Source organism: Serratia aquatilis (assembly GCF_044865145.1).
GTDB lineage: Bacteria > Pseudomonadota > Gammaproteobacteria > Enterobacterales > Enterobacteriaceae > Chania > Chania aquatilis.
Genome location: NZ_CP173186.1, coordinates 2,205,617 through 2,226,909, shown reverse-complemented (window position 1 = coordinate 2,226,909; position 21,293 = coordinate 2,205,617). Strand labels below are relative to the sequence as shown.

The 21,293-nt window shown below is 46.9% G+C and carries 22 protein-coding genes and 1 tRNA gene; 6 read left to right on the top strand and 17 right to left on the bottom strand.

From position 1 onward, the window contains the following. Positions 1-530: 530 nt before the first annotated feature. From SAQUA_RS09875 to SAQUA_RS09860, 4 genes are all read right to left on the bottom strand, one after another. Positions 531-1,529, bottom strand: a complete 999-nt coding sequence (locus SAQUA_RS09875; RefSeq protein ID WP_380673056.1) for an MBL fold metallo-hydrolase — start codon at positions 1,527-1,529, stop codon at positions 531-533. A gap of 311 nt (positions 1,530-1,840) precedes the next feature. Next, complete coding sequence (locus SAQUA_RS09870) at positions 1,841-3,223, bottom strand: amino acid permease (RefSeq protein WP_380673055.1); 1,383 nt, start codon at positions 3,221-3,223, stop codon at positions 1,841-1,843. Between the two features lie 347 nt (positions 3,224-3,570). After that, a complete protein-coding gene (locus SAQUA_RS09865; protein ID WP_380673052.1) occupies positions 3,571-3,807 on the bottom strand; it encodes a DUF4060 family protein in 237 nt (78 codons plus the stop codon). A gap of 99 nt (positions 3,808-3,906) precedes the next feature. Next, a complete protein-coding gene (locus SAQUA_RS09860; RefSeq protein WP_380673050.1) occupies positions 3,907-4,209 on the bottom strand; it encodes a phage protein NinX family protein in 303 nt (100 codons plus the stop codon). A gap of 88 nt (positions 4,210-4,297) precedes the next feature. Here SAQUA_RS09860 and fos point away from each other — a divergent pair, with 88 nt between their 5' ends. Then, positions 4,298-4,705 carry a fosfomycin resistance glutathione transferase gene (fos, locus tag SAQUA_RS09855; RefSeq protein ID WP_380673048.1) on the top strand — a complete coding sequence of 136 codons (408 nt, stop codon included), beginning with the start codon at positions 4,298-4,300 and terminating at the stop codon, positions 4,703-4,705. 89 nt (positions 4,706-4,794) lie between these two features. Here fos and SAQUA_RS09850 read toward each other — a convergent pair whose 3' ends face one another. The 5 genes from SAQUA_RS09850 to cbpA form a co-directional block, all read right to left on the bottom strand. Then, positions 4,795-5,073 carry a YebO family protein gene (locus SAQUA_RS09850; protein ID WP_380673046.1) on the bottom strand — a complete coding sequence of 93 codons (279 nt, stop codon included), beginning with the start codon at positions 5,071-5,073 and terminating at the stop codon, positions 4,795-4,797. A 214-nt stretch (positions 5,074-5,287) separates the two neighbouring features. Beyond that, entirely contained in the window at positions 5,288-5,413 is a 126-nt protein-coding gene (locus SAQUA_RS09845; protein ID WP_380673044.1) for a PhoP/PhoQ regulator MgrB, read from the bottom strand. Positions 5,414-5,685: 272 nt separating this feature from the next. Then, a complete protein-coding gene (locus tag SAQUA_RS09840) occupies positions 5,686-5,925 on the bottom strand; it encodes a DUF2766 family protein (RefSeq protein WP_380673042.1) in 240 nt (79 codons plus the stop codon). Between the two features lie 101 nt (positions 5,926-6,026). Beyond that, positions 6,027-6,329, bottom strand: coding sequence for a chaperone modulator CbpM (cbpM, locus tag SAQUA_RS09835; RefSeq protein ID WP_380673040.1), 303 nt, complete (start codon positions 6,327-6,329; stop codon positions 6,027-6,029). Then, a complete protein-coding gene (gene cbpA, locus SAQUA_RS09830; protein ID WP_380673038.1) occupies positions 6,329-7,240 on the bottom strand; it encodes a curved DNA-binding protein in 912 nt (303 codons plus the stop codon). Before cbpA ends, cbpM begins: the two co-directional genes overlap by 1 nt. A 1,050-nt stretch (positions 7,241-8,290) precedes the next feature. Between cbpA and SAQUA_RS09825 the strand changes: the two genes are divergently transcribed. Continuing rightward, positions 8,291-8,677, top strand: coding sequence for a helix-turn-helix domain-containing protein (locus tag SAQUA_RS09825; protein ID WP_380673630.1), 387 nt, complete (start codon positions 8,291-8,293; stop codon positions 8,675-8,677). 1,090 nt (positions 8,678-9,767) lie between these two features. On the opposite strand, the gene SAQUA_RS09820 is transcribed toward SAQUA_RS09825, so the two are convergent. Both SAQUA_RS09820 and SAQUA_RS09815 read right to left on the bottom strand, forming a co-directional pair. Next, a complete protein-coding gene (locus tag SAQUA_RS09820) occupies positions 9,768-9,932 on the bottom strand; it encodes a hypothetical protein (RefSeq protein ID WP_380673036.1) in 165 nt (54 codons plus the stop codon). Positions 9,933-11,174: 1,242 nt separating this feature from the next. Then, positions 11,175-11,729: a TetR/AcrR family transcriptional regulator gene (locus SAQUA_RS09815; RefSeq protein WP_380673629.1), complete on the bottom strand. Its 555-nt coding sequence runs from the start codon at positions 11,727-11,729 to the stop codon at positions 11,175-11,177. Positions 11,730-11,896: 167 nt separating this feature from the next. Between SAQUA_RS09815 and SAQUA_RS09810 the strand changes: the two genes are divergently transcribed. Further along, on the top strand, positions 11,897-12,502 hold the full coding sequence (locus SAQUA_RS09810; RefSeq protein ID WP_380673032.1) for an NAD(P)H-dependent oxidoreductase: 606 nt from the start codon (positions 11,897-11,899) through the stop codon (positions 12,500-12,502). A gap of 105 nt (positions 12,503-12,607) precedes the next feature. Here the strand turns inward: SAQUA_RS09810 and SAQUA_RS09805 are convergent, their stop codons facing one another. The 5 genes from SAQUA_RS09805 to uvrY all read right to left on the bottom strand — a co-directional run bounded on the left by SAQUA_RS09805 (position 12,608) and on the right by uvrY (position 16,759). After that, positions 12,608-13,033, bottom strand: coding sequence for a GFA family protein (locus SAQUA_RS09805; protein ID WP_380673030.1), 426 nt, complete (start codon positions 13,031-13,033; stop codon positions 12,608-12,610). 420 nt (positions 13,034-13,453) lie between these two features. Further along, a tRNA-Gly gene (locus SAQUA_RS09800) sits at positions 13,454-13,529 on the bottom strand. Between the two features lie 141 nt (positions 13,530-13,670). After that, positions 13,671-14,219 (bottom strand): CDP-diacylglycerol--glycerol-3-phosphate 3-phosphatidyltransferase, encoded by a 549-nt coding sequence (gene pgsA / locus SAQUA_RS09795; RefSeq protein WP_380673028.1) that lies wholly within the window; start codon positions 14,217-14,219, stop codon positions 13,671-13,673. A gap of 58 nt (positions 14,220-14,277) precedes the next feature. Continuing rightward, entirely contained in the window at positions 14,278-16,110 is a 1,833-nt protein-coding gene (gene uvrC, locus SAQUA_RS09790; RefSeq protein WP_380673026.1) for an excinuclease ABC subunit UvrC, read from the bottom strand. Beyond that, positions 16,103-16,759, bottom strand: coding sequence for a UvrY/SirA/GacA family response regulator transcription factor (uvrY, locus tag SAQUA_RS09785; RefSeq protein ID WP_380673024.1), 657 nt, complete (start codon positions 16,757-16,759; stop codon positions 16,103-16,105). The genes uvrC and uvrY overlap by 8 nt, the downstream gene beginning before the upstream one ends. Before the next feature lie 874 nt (positions 16,760-17,633). On the opposite strand from uvrY, the gene SAQUA_RS09780 reads away from it, so the two are divergent. Next, entirely contained in the window at positions 17,634-17,858 is a 225-nt protein-coding gene (locus SAQUA_RS09780) for a DUF2594 family protein (RefSeq protein WP_380673022.1), read from the top strand. Between the two features lie 456 nt (positions 17,859-18,314). Then, positions 18,315-18,674, top strand: a complete 360-nt coding sequence (locus SAQUA_RS09775; protein ID WP_380673020.1) for a hypothetical protein — start codon at positions 18,315-18,317, stop codon at positions 18,672-18,674. Positions 18,675-18,800: 126 nt separating this feature from the next. On the opposite strand, the gene SAQUA_RS09770 is transcribed toward SAQUA_RS09775, so the two are convergent. Further along, positions 18,801-19,229, bottom strand: coding sequence for a universal stress protein (locus tag SAQUA_RS09770; RefSeq protein WP_380673018.1), 429 nt, complete (start codon positions 19,227-19,229; stop codon positions 18,801-18,803). Positions 19,230-19,844: 615 nt separating this feature from the next. Between SAQUA_RS09770 and cycA the strand changes: the two genes are divergently transcribed. Then, positions 19,845-21,251, top strand: a complete 1,407-nt coding sequence (gene cycA, locus SAQUA_RS09765) for a D-serine/D-alanine/glycine transporter (RefSeq protein ID WP_380673016.1) — start codon at positions 19,845-19,847, stop codon at positions 21,249-21,251. The last annotated feature ends 42 nt before the right edge of the window (positions 21,252-21,293 follow it).

Genomic DNA, 21,293 nt, shown 5'->3' with positions numbered 1-21,293 from the left:
TTTTGACAACATATAACCACTCCACAGGGGAGTAATCTTAAAAAAATTTGAATTTTTATGGAATTTTATATGCAACAATTGAATATCGGTGAACGGGCGGCAGAAGCGACTACTGATCCGACCTTTGAACCGCAAACCCTGTCATAACAGGATAGTTACCTACCAACTTACTCGTCTACCGAATCAGGCTTTTGTACTGCTGTAACGCTCATATATGCATAAACATGCCATGATGGAGGATCCGTGTATGAAAAATTCATAAAAATTAAATATTCACGTCATTGAATATGATTATATCTTCATGGCAAACCGCAGAGGAAAAAATAAACAACTTGAGTATTAACCTATATAGAAAAAACTATTTTAACTAGGGGATAATTGGATGAATTTATGAATTTCTTGACCGTTTCGGTGTTTATTTCTATCTATTCCCGTATTACCAAAGGCAATTATCTCTCCCCTCTTTAACCGCGCCAAGCCTTGCCAGACGCGGGATACGCAGCCACCCGGCTACAACTGAAATGCACCTATTAAGAGGTAGGTCCAATGTCCATGCGTTCACCAATTTTTAGTGGGTGGAACCGATGTTCTTCAATCCCCGCGCTGCTCAGTGCGTGAATCAATTGCTCAGGAGGCTCATCCAAAGATTCATCAGCCAACTCAAAAACCCCCCAATGAATAGGGATCACCCGTGGCTGATTTAATTGTTGATATAGCATAACCGACTGTTGCGGATCCATATGTTGCTCTTGCATAAACCATCTTGGCGCATAGGCACCGATAGGCAACGCAGCGATATCGAATGGCCCAAGACGAGAACCAATCTCTACCAACTGCTCGCTGTAGCCACTGTCTCCAGAGAAATAAAAACGCAGCGCGGGGTGGTGGATCACAAAACCGCACCATAGCGACCGATTTCGGTCCCACGGTGTACGCATGCTCCAATGACGTGCTGGCGTGGCATAAAATGACATATCGTCCAGTGTCAAACTTTCCCACCAATCCAGCTCCACGACCCTTTTTGCCGGATAGCGGCTGAACCAGGATTTAAGGCCTAGGGGCACGATGAAAGTGGCACTACGAAAACGTTTGGACAGTTCCCGAATCGTCTTACGGTCTAGATGATCATAGTGATTATGAGAAATCAGCACCACATCTACTGCGGGTAACTGTTGTACCGTTAACGGTGGTGGCGTTTTACGTTTCGGCCCATAGAAATTGACTGGGGATGCCCGATGTGACAAAACCGGGTCGATAAGTACATAACGCCCGCCCAACCGCAACAATACAGAAGCATGCCCTAGCCACCAGACACTGTCTTGGCAACCACTCAGATCGGCTTGTTGCCACCAGCGCTGGGTAAATTGCGCATATCCAGCCTGCGGCGGCCTGGGTAAGCCCAATTTTTTTCGTTCATCCTGCCAGCGTTTCAAATCCCCTTTTTCATGTAGCGTCGGTTCCGGGTTGCGAAATCCCTGCGGAGTATGATGCGCCTTGTTGGCGTCATAATATTTATTGGTTATCTTCATCCAAACCTCTCCCGACAGTAGCCAAGTGTGACAAGACAGCCCGCTGATGGATCATCAACTCGCAGAGCTTTACCACTTTTAGAGCAACTCGAATTATTTTCAGTATAAGAGCCAGCAAGTAAACAACTGACTTTTTTACTACTGCAATTTTTCTACTCCGCGTAAAATCAGCAAAAACGGCACCGCACAGAGACTACGTGATTGATTGGCCGGGGATATGTAAGAGCTACGGATATTTGCGCGTACTGTAACGCGCCAAGGTGATGTCTGCAAAGCGCTTTGGGAGGCGCAGAAAGCGCCTCCACGGGCGTTTATTTGATACGCTGTCCGATGTTGCCCGCTCCTTTTTTCCTGCGGCTCAAGATAAAGCCAATCCACAGTAACATTATCCATACTGGCATCAGCAAGACAGATATGCGGCTCCCTTCACTGAAATACATGATCACCAGGATGATGGCCAGGAATACCAGGCACAGATAGTTGCCAAACGGGTACCATAGTGCACGGAAACTGGTGAGCACGCCCTGGCGATTTTTTGCCGCACGGAACTTCAGGTGCGCCAGACATATCATGACCCAGTTAATAACCAACGTAGAGACCACCATCGCCATCAATAATTCAAACGCCTGACCGGGCATAATGTAGTTAATAAAAACGCCAACTGAGGTTGCCAGAGCCGATAAGGCAATTGATAACACGGGTACCCCCCGCTTGTTGACCTTGGTCAATACTTTTGGTGCGTTGCCCTGCGTGGCCAAACCGAACAGCATTCGGCTGTTACAGTATACGCCGCTATTGTAGACCGAGAGTGCAGCAGTAAGCACCACGACATTGAGGATCGTCGCAACCAGATTGCTGTCAAGCGCGTGGAAAATCATGACAAACGGGCTCTCCCCCTCCACTACTTTGTCCCAAGGGTAAAGTGACAGTAGCACCGTCAATGAGCCAATATAGAAAATCAGGATCCGGTAAACTACCTGGTTAGTCGCTTTAGGAATGCTGCTACGCGGCTCAGCCGCTTCAGCGGCAGTGATGCCAACCATTTCCAACCCGCCGAACGAAAACATGATCACAGCCATTGCCATCACCAGTCCACCCAGACCATGGGGCATAAAGCCACCCTGATCCCAAAGATTGCTGATACTGGCTTCCGGGCCTCCGTTGCCACTGGCCAATAAATAGGCGCCAAACAAAATCATGCCCAGGATCGCAGCTACCTTGATGATGGCAAACCAGAACTCGGTTTCACCATAGAGACGTACATTCACCAGATTGATCAGGTTTATCACCACAAAGAACACGGCGGCAGATGCCCAGGTAGGGATTTCCGGCCACCAGTATTGGATGTATAGACCAACGGCGGTTAATTCGGCCATGCCCACCAGAATAAACATCGCCCAGTAATTCCAACCGGAAAGGAAACCGGCAAAGTCACCCCAGTACTTGTAGGCAAAATGGCTGAAAGAACCCGCAACCGGCTCTTCAACCACCATTTCCCCCAATTGGCGCATGATCAAAAAGGCAATAAAACCGCCGATGGCATAACCCAATAACACGGAAGGCCCAGCCATTTTGATTGTTTTCGCAATGCCAAGAAACAGGCCAGTACCAATGGCACCACCAAGCGCAATGAGTTGTATATGTCTATTTTTTAATCCGCGTTTTAGCGGGGTATCCTGAAGCTGACCGCCCATCTTATCCTCATCTGGCTGATGATCCCGGCATCATTGCGCAAGATATAGCCAATCTATAAATGTCTGTTCGGGCGGCTTTTTAACACTTAAGCCCACAGGCATCAAGAACTAGGTTGTGTCCCAATTGCCCGTGGTGCCGTCGCAGACCCAAAAGCCCATTATCAAGGCGGAGGGCGAAGGGCAGAGTGGCCCTCTGTTCAAGCCCGACAACACCGAGGACGGGCTTTTGGCGCGCGACCCTAAGGGCTGGGGCCATTTGCGTGCAATTGAAGGACACAGCCTAGCACCCGGCAATCATCTGCCGGGCCAGAAATTAAAGGAACGATTAGCGGGCAGACTGCCAAGTGTCAGCTTGGCATACCACACAATTTGCTAAGAGAACGCGCTCCGATCATCAGCGTAGCGACATAGGATTGGCGCCGGGTGATGACCTCTACCGCCACGCGATCGTTTTGATATTTTATCAGGTAGGTGGATGGCCAACCTTGACGGTGAAGGCCATAGCTTTTGGCGTGGTGGTCAATTGCCGCATGGGCAATAACTAAATGCGAGAGATTGGTGTCACCCTTAATAATGCGTTTCATAAACAGTCTCCGTCAGCGGCAGTCTATTATCAGAATCGGGGAAGCATTAACAGGCTAGCAAAATTGTGGAGCGAACAAAAAGAGTGATGACCCAATACGTTACTGTGCTTGCTGACTGAGCAAAAAACAGATCATCGCGGCCCGCAACGGGCTATGACTTCCAGCTTGCCAGTCACCTTGCTGAGTCGTGATGCGTGCTTGCCAATGGGCATCTTCAGTTTGAGTCACGGCATTCAGGCTGATTTTATTGGCGCAAATAATTGGCCAGGCATCGGAGGGATTCTTGCAATAGTCTTTACCCTTTACGCCGCCGTAGGGATACCATTTATCTGGATCCTCTCCGGTGATTAACGCAATACTACGGTTTACTTCGGCGTCACTTTCTTCATACCATTTAATCATTGAATGTATCCATGGTTCGTTAACTTACAGCTACATTACGGCACCAATGCGACGGATTTATGACAATCCAAAGAGGGATTACCAAACCATGCTAATTGGGTTTAACCACCTGACACTCGCAGTAAGCGATGTGGAGCGCAGTTTTAGTTTCTATGTGAATATTCTGGGGTTTATCCCCAAGGCTCGTTGGCAGCAAGGTGCCTATCTGATGCTGGGAGACCTGTGGCTGTGTTTATCGTTGGATCCTGCACGGCAAAAGCAACCGCAGACCGACTACACCCACTATGCCTTTAGCGTGGCACAGGAGGATTTTGCCAACACTACAATGCGGTTGCGCGAATACGGCGTAACAGAGTGGAAGAGCAATAGTAGCGAGGGAGAATCTGTCTATTTTCTCGATCCCGACCGGCATGCTCTTGAAATCCACTGCGGCGATCTGGCAAGCCGCCTTGCGGCATGCAGGGAAAACCCTTATCAGGGCATGATATTTTACTGAGTGGGGGAATGGTGAGAAGGCGATTCGATTAAAACTGAAACTGAGATAACCGAAATTCCTTAACCTTCTCACCAAATGTGGTTAGCTGATTAACGCTCAGGGATAAACCCTTTATAGCTTAATGCCGGACTAAGATCGTCATCATCATCAAGTGCTGCCTTATCCCCCCGCGCCGTTTGCACCAACGTTTTCAACAGCGCTGTTTGCTGGCGCTGCTGCTCAGCGATCTCTTGCAACAAGTGAATCTGCTCATTGGCACGCACGCTGGCCCGGTTCACCAGGAACCAAACCCACAGGCAAAGCATTGCTACCAAAACAGCCGCGGCGATAGAAATCAGGCCGGAAGGCCCATAAGCTAAATCGTACATGAACAACCCTATCTACTGCATAGACCAAGACGGCATAACCGTCGTCCTTCAAGCCGCAGCAGTGTTGGCCGCATTCGCTGCCCCACCCCTTTGTTTTCTAAACTCCAGGTTTTTTGCTCAGTTGCTGTATACCTGCAACTTGAAGTAACTCGTTTATAGTAGCATTGTCATTAAGGTCAAGGGCAGGTTTACAAAAAATTGTTATTTCCCCCCTTTACCAGGGAATAAACCGGGTAATCGAACAAATTCCCAATGCAAATTTGCCCCCCTGATCACAATAACTTTCCAAAGCAAGCAGATAGAAGATCAGGCAAGCAACTACCGTCGCCGCTATCGCCATGATTTTATTTCGCCCCAAAAGATTAGCAACCTCATCATTACCTTGTTAACTTAAAAATACTAGCATGCCAAACTTAAACGGTGTTTAACCCACAGCCGTTTTTGCCAATACCATTGCGGTCAGGGAGAACACGAAAATTTTAAGTGATAATTGATATCGATTGTCAATGGCCCGCAGCATCCTGGCAGCTCTCGTTATTAAAGCAGAAGCCTACAGACATGGAAGGTATTACAGCAAAAAATTAAACCGCCGGGCTACGGCGGTTTAAGGGCTTAATCACGGTTAAACTTCATCTCAATCAGTGCAATCGCCTTCTCAATCGCTCTTTTGGTTATCGGGTCTGCGCCCGCAGGATGACTTGAGAAATCGATGCTCTTGAGTTGACTGGCCATCTTATCCCGTACTTCAGTCGGCGCGATAATGTCGATCACATCCAGGATCTGCTTGATGACAAGTTGGCAGGCAACCAGATCGGAAACCAATTCCTGATCGTTGCTCAGCATTTCAGACATAGTAACTTCCTTCTTGATTCAAACGCGGCACAGAATAGCACGCGTTTGCGCACTTTTCCGCAAGCAGAGCCTTTGCTCGGACACTCCATTGCCCACCAGACTTACTTGGCGATAAATCGTTCAAGACGGTGACGCAACTGATTATTTTCCTTGCGCAACTGCTCTATCTCGTCAAGTAGAGTCAACGTCACAGCCACACCAGGCCAGTCGAGGGCCAATTCGCGTTGCAAGCGTTGGGCACGATTAAACGCCTGCAACGCCCCATCGTCAAATAGCCAATGATCTGCTTGAGGATCGCGAGGTTGGATAACGCCAAGACCGACAACCTCGGTCAGTTCCGCTTCGGTCACTCCCGTATGCAAGCAAAATTCAGTAATGGTGAGTGTTATCTGTAGCTGAGCCATTATGATTTACTCCAAACTGTGCGGGGATCAAAAGCCTTATTCGCTTCAGCCAACTGCTGCCAAAGTGCGGCACTCTTGTCATCTGTTTTTGGTGGGATAACAATCTTTATCACCGCATACAAGTTGCCGGTTTCTTTCTTACCAATTAGCCCCTTACCTTTGATACGTAACCGCTGCCCCGCCTGACTTCCTGCAGGAATAGTCAGCAGAATATTTTCTGTTAGCGTTGGCAAGGAAACTTTTGCCCCTAATGCCGCCTCCCATGGCGCCAGTGGAAGGACTATTTCAAGGTCGTGCCCTACCACATCAAACAGTGGATGTGGTGCGAGCTTAATATTCAGGTAAAGGTCACCATTAGTGCCACCTGCTATACCTGGCACGCCCTGCCCTTTAACGCGTATACGTTCACCATCAACCACTCCAGGCGGAATTTTTACATTGAGCGTTTTGGGGATTTCTTTTTCTACCAGGCCAAAAGCGTTGAAAACCGGTACTTTGTAACTCAAGGTTCTGGTTTGTTCGCTGAGAGTTTCTTCTAGGAACATCGCCACACCGATCTCAACATCTTGCCCACGGGCAGCACGTTGCTGACGACTACGCGCACCATTGCCAAACATTGAGGAAAAGATATCTGAGAAATCCTCAGCTTCGCCACTTCTTTGGCGCTGCGCTTGGCGACCAAAATTGGGATCGTTGTGATGTTGCAACAATTCATCATATTGAGCACGGCGTTCGCTGTCCTTGAGCACTTCATAAGCTTCTGCCACTTCTTTAAAACGCGCCTCAGCATTGGCTTCGGTACTGACATCGGGATGAAACTTGCGCGCAAGCCGACGGTAGGCCGTTTTGATAGCTTTGATATCGTCGGACGGTTTAAGCCCCAAAATCGCGTAATAATCCTTAAATTCCATAATGTTATATTCTCTTTACCTATAGTCGGAATAATGAATCAACAACTAGCGTATGGATTTGAGCAGATTAACCACCCGGAGCAAACTCAACGTACTGTGACGCATCCTAGGCTGTGTCCCTTAATTGCCCGTGGTGCCGTCGCAGACCCAAAAGCCCGTTATCAAGGCGGAGGGTGAAGGGCAGAGTGGCCCTCTGTTCAAGCCCGACAACACAGATAACGGGCTTTTGGGGCGCGACCCTTCGGGCTGGGGCCATTTGCGCGCATTGCGGCGTTGTTCGCCGCTTATTTGGTCCACCAAACCTCGCGGCTCTCGCCTTGCCCTGTGCGCAAATGACCGCCAGCGGCGCTCGCGTGCAATTAAGGGACACAGCCTAATCCTCTAACAGGAGTAACGCAGCAGTAAACACACAGGAGTCCGTTATTTCTTGAGAGAATGATCTTGCATAGACAGCTAAGGATTCTGGCCGATATTCAGCTTAACAGGGATCCTCAAGCTAATTTTAACTCCAGCGGTCATTTAGCTTAGTATGCCGCATCCTTTGTTGCGCTGATTGATCGTTTCTGGCGGATTTGTGGTTATAGCCTAGGAATAAGTGAAGTTATGATGACGTGACTCGGTTTCCAAGAGTCCGTCACCATGCAGTGATTGTCAGTTCAAGTTATCTTCGGTGATTAAACTTACATGTGCATTCACGGTTCTTCACCCCCTACGCCTTCAGCTTTATTCACCATCATCACTGGCATTGCCATAAAAATAGCGACACCTACGATTACAAAAAGAGTAATAATCACTGTGATTAACATGCGATCACCCCATCAACATGAAGTTGTTACGGTTGACTCTCTGCTTAGGCTGGCTAAATTTCTGGCCACAACCACTCAGGATCGGCGGTAGTGGACAACTTCAGATTAGCTGGTTTTTCCGAATGCAGGCAAGAAATCAGGTGAAGCTTTTTCTCTTATCATGCTCCTACCACCACAGCCTTTTTGTTCGGGGCGGCAATTTGTGTATACTCCACGACTATGTAGACCTCACACAGACGCGATGATGATACAAGAACACCACCTCTCATTAGTCTGCGCCCTCAGCCGATGGGTTGAAACTCACCTTGGACGAGTGATTCATCTTGAAGAATTAGCCGATTACTCAGGCTACTCGTTGTGGCACATGCAGAAACTGTTTAAAGAAGCGACAGGGATTTCGTTAGGTAAATATATTCGTGAACGTCGACTCGCAGGAGCCGTTTACCAACTGCGGAGCAGCGACTCTTCTATTTTCGATATCGCACTTGATTTTGGTTTCGGCTCCCAGTCACACTTTACGTACATGTTCAGGAAGCGTTTCGACATCACGCCTTTTGATTTTCGCCAAGATCTGAGTGTCGATCTTCATATCGCTCCCCCGTTGCACATCATTCATCAGAAAATGGCCTGATCTGCCTCTTCTTCATTGAGTTCGCCAACAGAATGCGCTGCGCCAATCCTCCGAGTGAGTGCAGCGGGAGTGAGCTGCCTTGCATCAGGCGCATAGGAATGCACGCTTTTACCACGTTGATTCACGATTAGGCTGTGTCCCTGGTGCCGTCGCAGACCCAAAAGCCCGTTATCAAGCCCGACAACACAGAGAACGGGCTTTTGGGGCGCGACCCTACGGGCTGGGGCCATTTGCGCTCACGTGCAGTTAAGGAGCACAGCCTAGGTGCGAGGATATTTTACACTGGGGATAAATCTAAATATAAACGCCCAAACAAGCAGTAAAATAAAAAAACCCGCCAACTATGACGGGTTCTTGTCTATTGTTTAGTGGTAACTAATAGCGATAGCAACAAAAGTTGCAATCGACACCCAAAACACCGCTGTTGCAATCACAACATGGGATAATCTTGCCCGAGAGAGTAATTGGTTCATCGTCACCTCACAACTTTTACTGATTAGAAGACGAACGTCCGTGTTGGGATTACTCTTATTTTAGCATGAGAATTTATATTTATGACAAGGATTTTTCTTGGAATGTAAACTGTTTGTCACAAAAATTATCTTACAGGTTTATATTATAAATATATTAGATGTTTTTATAAAATTAATTCACCCTGTGAATTACAAGCGTATTTTATTAACCCTGACTCATATCATAAAACAGCGTTAAAGCCCGATATCTTCATTTATTCTAACCATTCACTGACAATTTACAGGCTTGTCTTGCCAATGGGCAAATTATTCTCCGCATCTTAACATGTTGTGTATTGGCAACATTAGTCTGCAGTATCTAAGAATCTCTCCAATTTTCTGGCTACAGCGGGCTAACCATTAAGCAACAAGACTTAAGGTGTATCCCATTTTCGATCAATAACGCTGCAAGCATTAGGCTGTGTCCCTTAATTGCCCGTGGTGCCGTCGCAGACCCAAAAGCCCGTTATCAAGGCGGAGGGTGAAGAGCAGAGTGGCCCTCTGTTCAAGCCCGACTTTACTTCGAACGGGCTTTTGGGGCGATAGTCATAATGACGCCCAAACCGGCTCTCACCAAATCAAACGTCTTTCATATGACAGGTTTTAACATCGACCTCTTGCTCAATATGGGCAGGAACAGAAAAATACGCAATGCCAAACAAAACTGACACGACAAGCAATACCGATACCAGCAAACCAATAATCGCAATGAGCTTGGTTTCGGCACTTAGATTGTCTTCCATTAATTCTCCTGGTAAAGCAGAGGCGGATCACCCGCAGGGTGAGCATCAGCGTAAAAGTGAACCATTTGGCAAAATGCGATCACTCCAAAAGCATACTGGGCACCACCGGGGTTTCCGGTATTTTTTTGTCTGACTGGCTGTTATCACTCGGTTTATTCACAAAATACTCTTTATCATTGCGCACGAATGTTATGCGTTGAAAAGAGGCTGCGACCTTGCAAAGGAGGGCAGATCTGCGCCCAGCATCAATCAGATTTTTCTATGGGCAAGACGCTAGCAATTTTAGGATATAGGGTCAATACTCTCGCAATAAGCAGTAAGACTAATAGCAATAAAACCGAGTAGAATCACATTATTATCTTATTTTCTCATTTTTATTCAGTATAAAAAATAGCCTGAGAGGTGCGGTTCTGGTCACTCTGCAATTTCATTCCGATAAACTGGGGCCTGGTACTGTAAAGATTTTCTTAGCCCAAGCCAAATCTCTTGGTTATCTAACATACTGATCTCTGATAGTTGCATAATAACCGTCAAAAACCTTTACTGATAGTATCAGGTTCTGTGAGCTAGGCTGTGTCCCTTAACTGTCCGTGGTGCCGCCGCAGACCCAAAAGCCTGTTATCAAGGCGGAGGGCGCAGGGCAGAGTGGCCCTCTGTTCAGGCCCGACAACGCAGAGGATGGGCTTTTGGGGCGCGACCCGCAGGGCTGGGGCCATTTGTACGCATTGCTGCGTTGTTCGCGTCCAGTTAAGGGACACAGCCTAATAGTTCATGGGCGGAGAAGTGGTCAATCGAGCAAAGTTGAGTTCAGCCAACACAGGGGATTTTATGAAAATCATTGTCTGCAGCATTTTGGTTATTCTATTGGTTGGATGTACTTCAATTGGTATTTCTGGTGGTGGTGGGAGTTCAAGTGCAACGATTGGATTAGGAACTGGCGTTAGGTTTTGACGGTTTCAGTGTTCGAACGCTCAACAGCGATCCCGTCAAGGCCAGTATTTAACATTAATATGTTAAGTATTATTGATTGATAGTAAATCAGAGATAATCGGCTTATAAATGAGTCTACATTTTAAAGCAACAGCGTTATATCCATCGCATATTTGTCGTGCTTTCTATTAAACAGCGCCAACGCCAGCACCGAGTGATACATGCCAAGACAGACTGCACCGAGCAATTTATACTTTTACCACGCAATATATATTAGAGACATTCACCACTGCGCGGCGTTGAAACAAGACGCTACAATATTGCAGTTACTTGGTGAATACTTCTCTCCACTATTGCCACAATTAACTCAGAGAGTTCAAATTTTGCCTGCTCCGCAGTGATCTCACCGCTCGCTGCTGAATAAGATAAGCCCTCTGCAGCTCCCAATAGTGCCCACAAGCTGGCATCAGAGATCACTCCTCCTTTAGCATAAGGAGCCAGTATATTCCTGCACTTTTGAATATACGTCTTGGAGTAATTACGTTTCATCTCGTCAAGCTCCGGGGTGCCTTTCAAAGCAGCAATTACCCCTGGTATCTCCTGCCCCTGATGCAACACGCAGTCGATATATGATGAGGCAGTTACCGTAGCAATGGCAGGAAGCGTCGGTTCGCTGTGCGCAATAGCAGCATCCATCAGAGCCGTCTGACGGCGATCAAATTCCTTGTAAAGCTCGGAAAAAAGCCCTGCTCTGGTACCAAAATGATCATAAACAACCGGTTTGGTCACGCCTGCGCACTCGGCAAGTCTGGTAAGGGTCAGAGCTTCTGTTCCTTCCTCTCCGATAAGTTGCCACGCCGTGCTCATAAGCTGCTGGTAACGCTCTTCGCGGGAGAGACGAAGCCGAGTTGATGAGGGCTGATTATTTTTGTTGATTGACATGTTTATATACCAAAGGTAACTTACCAAAAGAAACTTACTAGTAGTATATAGACTACAACAACAGCCTAGTTGTGACAATCAGGAGCCTACCTATGCATGCACTTATCACTATTTCTCATCCACTTCAGGAATCGCTCACTCATAGCGTTGCGCGGCAAGTAGCCAGTGGATTGATTACATCGGATCCTACGCATACTTATGAAATTGCAGACATTGCTGCGGAGGGCTTTGACCCAAGATTTAACGCATCCGACATTTCAGCCTTTAATAAACAGTCCTCACCGCCGGATGATGTGCTAGCTGAACAGCAAAGAATTGAGCGTGCCGATGCTCTGATATTGGTGTTCCCTATTTACTGGTGGTCAATGCCTGCTCTGCTGAAAGGATGGATTGATCGGGTTTTTTGTAATGGCTGGGCGTACGACGAAACAACAGACGGTGAACTTGTCAAAAAACTCACTCACTTGCCGGTACATATAGTTGGTATCGGTGCAGCGCAAGATCGTACTTATATCCAGCACGGTTTTGCCGAGGCAATGAAAGCGCAAATTGACCACGGTATTTTCGATTTCTGCGGTGCGCCTGTGATGAGTTCGACGCGACTGCTGATTTCAGACTTAAATGACACCAAGATTGCTCTTCAGTCCGCCCATAAAATTGGCAATGATATTTTTGCCTGTAGGACTGTAATGGCATAATAGTGCGCGGCAGTTGGTTTTTAAGGCATATCCGCCACTGAGCTACCGTATTCGAACGCCATTTTCAAATACGGTACCTGGATCAGTTTTACTGCCTACCAGTAATTATTCACCCTGTGGTTGCAACGGTGGCATCTTCGGAAAAGCGGGTATTCCATCGTGCATCAAATGCCAAGGCGCTGCGGATTCGACATACAAATGCAGGTTTGGCACAAGATCTGAATTATCATCCAACGCACCGAGTTTAACCGTTACTAGTGGTACCATAGCAGGCATCCCCCACAGCGGAGTACCACACTCTGGGCAGAAGGTACGCCGAACCTCATTACCGCTATCGCTGTTACTTATGTAAACTTTAGGTTCTCCCTGAGTGACTTCAAAGGCGTCTTTGGGGGCCAGCGCAACATAGTTCGGCGCACCACCTGAAGCCTTTTGGCAATCGGTACAATGGCATACCCCAACTCCCCTGAGTGGTGCAGTGATCCTGAATCGGATTGCACCGCAAGCACATCTTCCAGTCCGTTCTGTCATGATCGTCCTCCATTGTGATTTGTGAATAGGGTAAGCATTCAATATGTTCCTGTGAATGAATCTCCACATGCAATATTACCTGGCGGCAGTGTCAGATTCTGACAGTAGTCATGAGGTTCCTGTCACTGTTTTAGACTGTTGCAATCACAACGACGATTTTTTCGATCAGACTGGCTTTATGCTCAGAAATAATGACAGTTACTCAGCACCAATGTGCCGTTAGCAAGATTTACGGGAAAATAGGCGTACTCAGCCGTTAAATACAGGCACTGACTGCTGATACAGAAGTTTATTAGATGTGGTGGAGTTGGATGCTTTGTACTTGGGGACTTTCCCGTGCTGGGAAATAGAGGCGACTGAACAGCTTAGCGTTTTATTGTAATGCTGCGTGTAAAGTACAAATATCCATTGAAAGGAGATTGGAGCGGGAAACGAGACTCGAACTCGCGACCCCGACCTTGGCAAGGTCGTGCTCTACCAACTGAGCTATTCCCGCTTTAATCAGAACTTGCTGATATTTTTCAATCTATTGGCAACGCTATAAGGCTGCCTGATGCGATGCATTCTACTGTCCTGACGGTACGAGTCAATAAAATTGTTGGCTCACACCGTCTATTTGCCGATTTTTCCAGCGCAATCAGGGTTCCAGCAGATCTCTACGTGCCGCATTCAGATACTGGAACATCGACCAGAAAGTCAGTACGGCGGCGATGTAGAGCAACACAAACGCTACGTATTCAACAGTCCGCTCTGGGCGCCATAACAAACCAACCAATGAAACCATTTGCGCCGTCGTTTTTACTTTTCCAATCCATGAAACTGCGACGCTGCTGCGTTTGCCGATCTCGGCCATCCACTCACGCAGCGAGGAGATAATGATCTCACGGGCAATCATGGTTGCAGCGGGTAAGGTTATCCACCAGGTATGGTAGTGTTCTGCTACCAGCACCAGCGCTACCGCAACCATCACTTTATCAGCGACAGGGTCGAGGAAAGCACCAAAACGGGTTGTCTGCTTCCAGCGACGAGCTAAAAAGCCATCAAACCAATCGGTTACAGCAGCAAACACAAAAATGACAGCGCAAAGCATCGGTGCCCAAACGAACGGCAGGTAAAATGCCAGAACAAAGAATGGGATCAAAACTACGCGAAACAGGGTAATCCACGTCGGTATATTCAATTGCATAATGCTACGGTAACTATCTGGCTGGAGTGGAAATTAAGAGTATGTTGCTACATTGCCCTCAGTGTTTCAATGCATTGTAGATCTTTTCTGCTAATGCTTGTGAAATACCCGGCACTTTTGCAATTTCCTCAACGCTGGCATTCAATAGTGGTTGAAGTCCGCCCATATACTTCAATAACACCTGACGCCGTTTAGGCCCAACGCCTTCGATCAACTCGAGGGCACTGGTATTTCTGACTTTGGCTCGTTTCTGACGATGCCCCGTGATTGCATGATTATGCGAGTCGTCACGAATATGTTGTATCAGATGTAACGCAGGTGAGTCTGATGGCAATGATATCCCCTCACCTTCCGGTACAAAGAACAAGGTCTCCAACCCGGCCTTGCGATCGCTACCTTTAGCAATGCCGATCAGCAACGGTTTGTTTTTGTCCCAGGTAACATTCAACGTGTTGAATACCTCTATTGCCATGCCCAACTGCCCTTTGCCACCATCAATAAATATGACATCGGGGATTTTTTTCTCTTCCAGCGCTTTGCCGTAACGGCGTTTCAATACCTGTGTCATCGCCGCATAATCATCGCCTGGAGTAATGCCGGTGATATTATAACGGCGATATTCTGAGCGCAGCGGGCCATTATGGTCAAAAACCACGCAGGAAGCGACAGTTTGTTCCCCCATGGTATGGCTGATGTCAAAACACTCCATCCGGTTGATTTCGGCAAGATTCAGCGTTTTCGCCAATTCAGCCAAGCGCTGGTGGATCGTTGATTGCTGAGAAAGTTTGGTAACAAGTGCCGTAGTGGCATTGGTACAGGCCAGTTTTAAGTAACGCGCACGATCGCCACGTGGTTTACTTTGGATATGAATTTTGCGGCCAGCAACTTCACTTAATGAATTCGCCAGCAGATCTTTTTCCGGCAGGTTGAAATCCAGCAAGATCTCAGCGGGTAAGGTTCTGGCCTGACTACCTTGTAAATAAAACTGCCCGACAAACGTTTGAACGACTTCGCTCAATTCTGTTCCACCCGGAACTTTCGGGAAGTAACTGCGGCTGCCAAGCACTTTACCCTGACGAATGAACAGCACATGAACACAGGCCATACCCGCGTCAAAGGCGACCCCAATAACATCAAGATCGTCACTATCCCCAGAGACAAACTGTTTTTCAGTTACCCGCCGCACGGCCTGGATCTGATCGCGTATTCGTGCCGCTTCTTCAAAATTGAGCAACTTGCTGGCACTCTCCATACTTTCAATCAACTGGTGCAGAACTTGCTGGTCTTTTCCAGACAAAAACAGGCGCACGTAATCCACCTGCTGCTGGTATTCATCTTCGCTCACCAAGCCGGTAACGCATGGCCCAAGGCAACGGCCAATCTGGTACTGCAGGCAAGGGCGAGAACGATTGCGGTAGACGCTGTTTTCGCATTGGCGAATAGGAAACAGTTTTTGCAGCAACATCAGCGTTTCACGCACGGCATAAGAATTGGGGAATGGGCCAAAATATTCCCCCTTGGCGTGTTTGCTACCGCGGTGTACAGCAAGCCGCGGATGTGAATCCGCACTAAGAAAGATTAAAGGATAAGACTTATCGTCACGCAACAGAACATTATATCGAGGCTGATAGAGCTTAATATAATTATGCTCTAATATTAGCGCCTCAGTCTCGGTATGCGTAACGGTAACATCTATCTGCGCGATATTTTTGACTAGCGTCTCAGTTTTTCGGCTATTAACCTGGGTGCGGAAATAGCTAGCGAGACGTTTTTTCAGGTCTTTAGCTTTACCGACATAAATCACCGTACCAGTCATATCATACATACGATAGACACCAGGCTGACTGGTTACGGTTTTAAGAAATGCCTGAGCATCGAAACAATCAGTCACTGCTGGACAATGTCTCCGCATTAAATAGCCCATGCCGTATAGCCAAATGAGTCAGTTCAACATCACCACTGATATTAAGCTTAGTGAACATACGATAACGATAACTATTCACCGTTTTAGGGCTGAGATTTAATTGCTCAGAAATCTCATTTACCTTTTTCCCTTTGGTGATCATCAACATTATCTGCAGTTCACGTTCAGACAAGGTACTGAACGGATTCTCGGCCTGCGGTTCCAATTGGCTTAATGCCATTTGTTGCGCAATGTCTGAAGCAATATAACGCTGGCCTGAATGCACAGAGCGAATAGCATTAACCACTTCTTGTGGTGCTGCACCTTTGCTCAGATAACCTGCAGCGCCAGCCTGCATCACTTTGGCAGGCAACGGATTCTCGGTATGAATGGTTAACATGATAACCTTGATGTCGGGCGCATATCGAACAATCTTACGGGTAGCTTCAAGCCCACCCATACCCGGCATATTCATATCCATCAATACGATATCAGCGGAGTTGCTACGGCACCATTTAACGGCATCCTCACCGCATTGCGCCTCACCAACAACTTTTATGCCTTTGATATCTTCAAGAATGCGTCGTATCCCTGCGCGCACCAGTTCGTGGTCATCAACAAGAAGAACGCTAATCAAGGAAAAATCTCCAAAATAAGGGAGTAACGCAATCAATCAGCCTCTGTCATCTAAACAGATATTACTTGGTTTTCAGCAAAGAATGAATACAGATCAATACATACTCACGTTTAACCTTACGGAACAGGCAGAATTTCTGAACCGTGCTCCACGGTGGCGCGATTAATCATCCACTAACGGGTGAAATTACGCCAAGCCAATTTAGGTGTTGCTCAATACTATCGGCTCTATGATACGCTATTTTACACATTCTGGCGGCAAAATTAATGTCAGGTATCAAAATCCGCGATAATAATTTCAAAGGTAATTATTGCTTATAACTATCTGAATTACAAAAAAATAACAAATTTCAACCATTTTTAGTCACGCAGAAAGCGCTGTAGAAAGGCAATATTCAGAATACCTATCCAATCTACACATCAAAAAAGAGTCATTCTCAATTAATCTATCCAACCAAGATATCAATAGGTTGCAAACTAAGTACTTATTCACGCAGCTGAAACATATCTGCAATATTTTATAATAAATCATCACTTAGAAAGGCATATCTATTCACTAATTACCCGCTGCACATTTTTTAGTTACTCTGTGGCTCAAGCAGAATAGTCACTTAACGCATCACATTTTAGCCTACCAAACGATGCGAGCAATTCGCACAGCGTGCCGTTTAGCCAGTCAGTGCGGCCTTTGTTCAAGCATTGCACCACTCTCCAACCGTCACTCAGTTGCCATTCACCAGCAATTCAACGTAACTCAGGTATATACTAACACTCAAAATAAATGCGATATAGGTTGTCATAGTGAATCGACAACCGGTAAATTTGCATTTAATTGCAATCAGCAACAGATTTACACTTTAAAATCAGGAGAGAAAATGAGCACCATTGATTTCACTACGTCTGCAAACCCAGAAGCATTGGCTACAGAAGTTGCCTGCCTCAAAGCCACACTAACGCTGCTCTTGAAAGCTATTGGCCAAGCAGACGCGGGAAAAGTAATCATCAAGCTCGAACACTTCGCCGCTCAGATTGAAGATCCTGCGCAGGCTGAAATCTTCAAAAACAGTATCCAGCAGATCAAGCACGCCTACCGCCAATAATTCCAGCCTTTGTCAGGCTGCCGTTACGTGGGCCTGACTGTCTTATCTTGAGACCGTTATGTTTTTTAATAACTTAGCACTTAAATTTTATTTTAATCAGAATAATCTCATGGACTCATTAATTAAATACTGATCGGTTCTCAAATGGGCTTGGGGGCGCGAGCCGCAGGGCTGGGGCCATTTGTACGCTTTGCTGCGTTGTTCGCCGCTTATTGGGTCCACCAAACCTCACGGCTCACGCCTTGCTCTGCGTACAAATGACCGCCAGCGGCGCTCGCGTCCAGTTAAGGGATACAGCCTAGGTATGATGAAGCCAAGCATCTAGATAGATAACCTCAACCAATCGCAAACAATAATGACTTTATTTTATTAATTTGGCTTTGTTTCATTAAAATTCATGGCCCAGCATAAAGAATATGCCTTGTTAATAGTTAATAAATGCGGATTTATAGACAGATGAGCAAGACATTTAACTTAATCGTTATTTTCACGCTGTTCACTTTGACTGGCTGTACCCAGTGGGAGCGCGCCGGAGCCAGCAATAATACTCGAGATGCGGAATTAGCTGAGTGCACCAGCCTCGGGTACGATCGTTTTCCACCTAACGATATCCAGAGCTTTGAACTTGGATATGAGAGTGAATATGTCAGCTGCGATAAAGATGAGAAAACCTGCCCTGATGGCCATCGTTACGAGAAAACCCCATCACTAAAGACGGTACAAAAGGATCTCAACGAAGCTGCTCGCAACGCGGTTATACAAGCCTGCATGTATGACAAAGGCTGGCATCAAAGAACCCGTTTCTGGCCATCATAAATCGTCAATACAACACAAAAACCCGAAGTGTTTTTCGCTTAATGCACCGGAATGTTGCTGGCGTTCAACACATTAAAGCTGTGTTAAACAGGCCCGCCAGGGTTAAGCGGGCGTAGTCTTTAGCGATTATCTGATCACCATCACCGAGATTTTGGCATGGCGTACAATCGCAGCGGCGTTGGAACCAAGAAGATAGGTTTTTACACTTGGCCGACGCGAACCAATCACAATGAGATCGGCTTCTATCTCTTCAGCCAGTTGCAGCACTTCGTCGCGAGGCGAGCCGAAACTGATGGTATAAGACAAGCGCTCCACAGGCAGATCAATTTCAGCCATAATTTTCTTCAGCCCTTCGATCGCTTTAACCTCTGCCTGATTTTCAAATTCCTTGATACCAAATGAATAGGCAGTAACAAACGCCGAAGCATCTGGCAATGCATGGAAAAAATGCACCTTGGCACCTGACATTTTCGCCAGATATTCAACATGCTCTAAAGCGTGCTCAGTTAACACATCTTCCGCAATATCTACCGGTACTAAAATGGTCTTGTACATGTTCAATCCCTTCACTATTTCCCGTGATGAGCATAGCTTACTGTTTGCATACAGGGGTCGAGAACCTATTTCTTTCGCTTTTGTGATCGGTACATCCAGCAAACATCTCGATAACAACCTACGGGACCAATGATTTTTATTTTTGTGACTGAAAACGCAAAACCATCGAAAAAAGTATTATACAGCGCGCCAATGCCCTACCCGAAGCGCCTGCGGCCGCCATAAACTGATTAAAACTCAATTGCTCGCCTTGCTGAATAGGCATTGTCATCTTCACGGCTCTCACTGTTCATCTTGGCTAAACTAACCGTTTCCACACATTACTTTTTCTCATGTGAAATTAACAAGATCTTTCGAATCAATAAGATAAGCAAAGCCAGATCTGTTCATTTGTTATAACAAAGAGTACTCTCTCGCTCCTTGAACGTCCGATTCGCCTCCCTGAGTAAAGAATAATCGGCTTTTATCCCACGCTTAAATGTTGTAAAGATGTTGCACGAAGGTGACGCTATTGCGTTACCTTACTAAAACCGGAATATCCGGATAAACCAATATAAAAGAGCCACTTCAGAGCTCGCTATTTCACTCATGACAGGTAAAACAGGACATCTTAAGATGGTAGATCATTCCAAATTAGCCGCAGACACTGCGCCAGACTCAGAAGATCATCTACGAAGAAACCTTACAAATCGACATATTCAACTGATTGCTATTGGTGGTGCAATAGGCACAGGTTTGTTTATGGGGTCAGGTAAAACCATAAGCCTGGCAGGGCCTTCCATCATCTTTGTCTACATGATCATCGGCTTCATGCTGTTCTTCGTGATGCGTGCGATGGGGGAACTGCTGCTTTCCAATCTGCAATACAAATCCTTTAGTGATTTTGCTGCCGATCTGCTCGGCCCCTGGGCCGGATTTTTTACCGGCTGGACTTACTGGTTCTGCTGGGTGGTGACGGGCATCGCCGATGTGGTTGCCATTACCGCTTATGCCCAGTTTTGGTTCCCCGATCTGTCACAATGGATCGCCTCTTTGCTGTGCGTTCTACTGTTGCTGAGCTTGAATCTGGCAACGGTGAAAATGTTTGGCGAGATGGAATTCTGGTTTGCGATGATCAAGATCGTGGCCATCGTTGGCCTGATTATCGCTGGGTTGGTGATGGTTGCCATGCATTTCGAATCTCCTAATGGCAGCGTGGCTTCTTTCTCACACCTTTGGAATGACGGCGGCATGTTCCCGAAAGGTATTAGCGGCTTTTTTGCTGGCTTCCAGATTGCGGTCTTCGCCTTTGTGGGGATTGAACTGGTCGGCACCACCGCGGCAGAGACCAAAGATCCGGAAAAAGTGCTGCCACGTGCGATTAACTCGATTCCTATCCGCATCATTATGTTTTACGTGTTCGCGCTAATCGTGATTATGTCAGTGACGCCATGGAGTTCCGTAGTTGCCGACAAGAGTCCTTTTGTGGAGCTGTTTGTACTCATTGGTCTGCCTGCTGCCGCTAGTGTGATTAACTTTGTAGTACTGACTTCCGCAGCCTCTTCCGCCAACAGTGGCGTGTTTTCTACCAGCCGTATGCTATTCGGCCTGGCTCAGGAGGGAGATGCACCCAAATCTTTTGCCAACCTTTCCAAACGCGCGGTGCCAGCCAACGGCCTGACCTTCTCCTGTATCTGTCTGCTGGGCGGTGTGGTACTGATTTACCTGATCCCGAACGTGATGACAGTTTTCACACTGGTCACTACCGTTTCAGCCATTCTGTTCATGTTTGTCTGGACCATCATTTTGTGTTCATACCTGGTCTACCGCAAACAGCGCCCGGCCTTGCATCAGAAATCCATTTACAAGATGCCGGCGGGTAAACTGATGTGCTGGGTCTGTATGGCGTTCTTCGTGTTTGTGCTGGTGCTGTTGTCGCTACGCGATGATACTCGTCAAGCGCTGGTGGTTACGCCACTGTGGTTTGTCATTCTGGGGATTGGCTATCAGTTTGTGCGCCGCAATAAGGCTAAAGCTGCCTGATGTAATTACGACCACGCCGCGTCTAAACGCGGCGTTGGTTAT

Excerpts from the sequence above, each read along its gene's own strand:
- SAQUA_RS09875 (WP_380673056.1), bottom strand. The coding sequence starts at position 1,529 with ATGAAGATAACCAATAAATATTATGACGCCAACAAGGCGCATCATACT.
- SAQUA_RS09870 (WP_380673055.1), bottom strand. The coding sequence starts at position 3,223 with ATGGGCGGTCAGCTTCAGGATACCCCGCTAAAACGCGGATTAAAAAAT.
- SAQUA_RS09865 (WP_380673052.1), bottom strand. The coding sequence starts at position 3,807 with ATGAAACGCATTATTAAGGGTGACACCAATCTCTCGCATTTAGTTATT.
- SAQUA_RS09860 (WP_380673050.1), bottom strand. The coding sequence starts at position 4,209 with ATGATTAAATGGTATGAAGAAAGTGACGCCGAAGTAAACCGTAGTATT.
- fos (WP_380673048.1), top strand. The coding sequence starts at position 4,298 with ATGCTAATTGGGTTTAACCACCTGACACTCGCAGTAAGCGATGTGGAG.
- SAQUA_RS09850 (WP_380673046.1), bottom strand. The coding sequence starts at position 5,073 with ATGTACGATTTAGCTTATGGGCCTTCCGGCCTGATTTCTATCGCCGCG.
- SAQUA_RS09845 (WP_380673044.1), bottom strand. The coding sequence starts at position 5,413 with ATGGCGATAGCGGCGACGGTAGTTGCTTGCCTGATCTTCTATCTGCTT.
- SAQUA_RS09840 (WP_380673042.1), bottom strand. The coding sequence starts at position 5,925 with ATGTCTGAAATGCTGAGCAACGATCAGGAATTGGTTTCCGATCTGGTT.
- cbpM (WP_380673040.1), bottom strand. The coding sequence starts at position 6,329 with ATGGCTCAGCTACAGATAACACTCACCATTACTGAATTTTGCTTGCAT.
- cbpA (WP_380673038.1), bottom strand. The coding sequence starts at position 7,240 with ATGGAATTTAAGGATTATTACGCGATTTTGGGGCTTAAACCGTCCGAC.
- SAQUA_RS09825 (WP_380673630.1), top strand. The coding sequence starts at position 8,291 with ATGATACAAGAACACCACCTCTCATTAGTCTGCGCCCTCAGCCGATGG.
- SAQUA_RS09820 (WP_380673036.1), bottom strand. The coding sequence starts at position 9,932 with ATGGAAGACAATCTAAGTGCCGAAACCAAGCTCATTGCGATTATTGGT.
- SAQUA_RS09815 (WP_380673629.1), bottom strand. The coding sequence starts at position 11,729 with ATGAGCACGGCGTGGCAACTTATCGGAGAGGAAGGAACAGAAGCTCTG.
- SAQUA_RS09810 (WP_380673032.1), top strand. The coding sequence starts at position 11,897 with ATGCATGCACTTATCACTATTTCTCATCCACTTCAGGAATCGCTCACT.
- SAQUA_RS09805 (WP_380673030.1), bottom strand. The coding sequence starts at position 13,033 with ATGACAGAACGGACTGGAAGATGTGCTTGCGGTGCAATCCGATTCAGG.
- pgsA (WP_380673028.1), bottom strand. The coding sequence starts at position 14,219 with ATGCAATTGAATATACCGACGTGGATTACCCTGTTTCGCGTAGTTTTG.
- SAQUA_RS09780 (WP_380673022.1), top strand. The coding sequence starts at position 17,634 with ATGAGCACCATTGATTTCACTACGTCTGCAAACCCAGAAGCATTGGCT.
- SAQUA_RS09775 (WP_380673020.1), top strand. The coding sequence starts at position 18,315 with ATGAGCAAGACATTTAACTTAATCGTTATTTTCACGCTGTTCACTTTG.
- SAQUA_RS09770 (WP_380673018.1), bottom strand. The coding sequence starts at position 19,229 with ATGTACAAGACCATTTTAGTACCGGTAGATATTGCGGAAGATGTGTTA.
- cycA (WP_380673016.1), top strand. The coding sequence starts at position 19,845 with ATGGTAGATCATTCCAAATTAGCCGCAGACACTGCGCCAGACTCAGAA.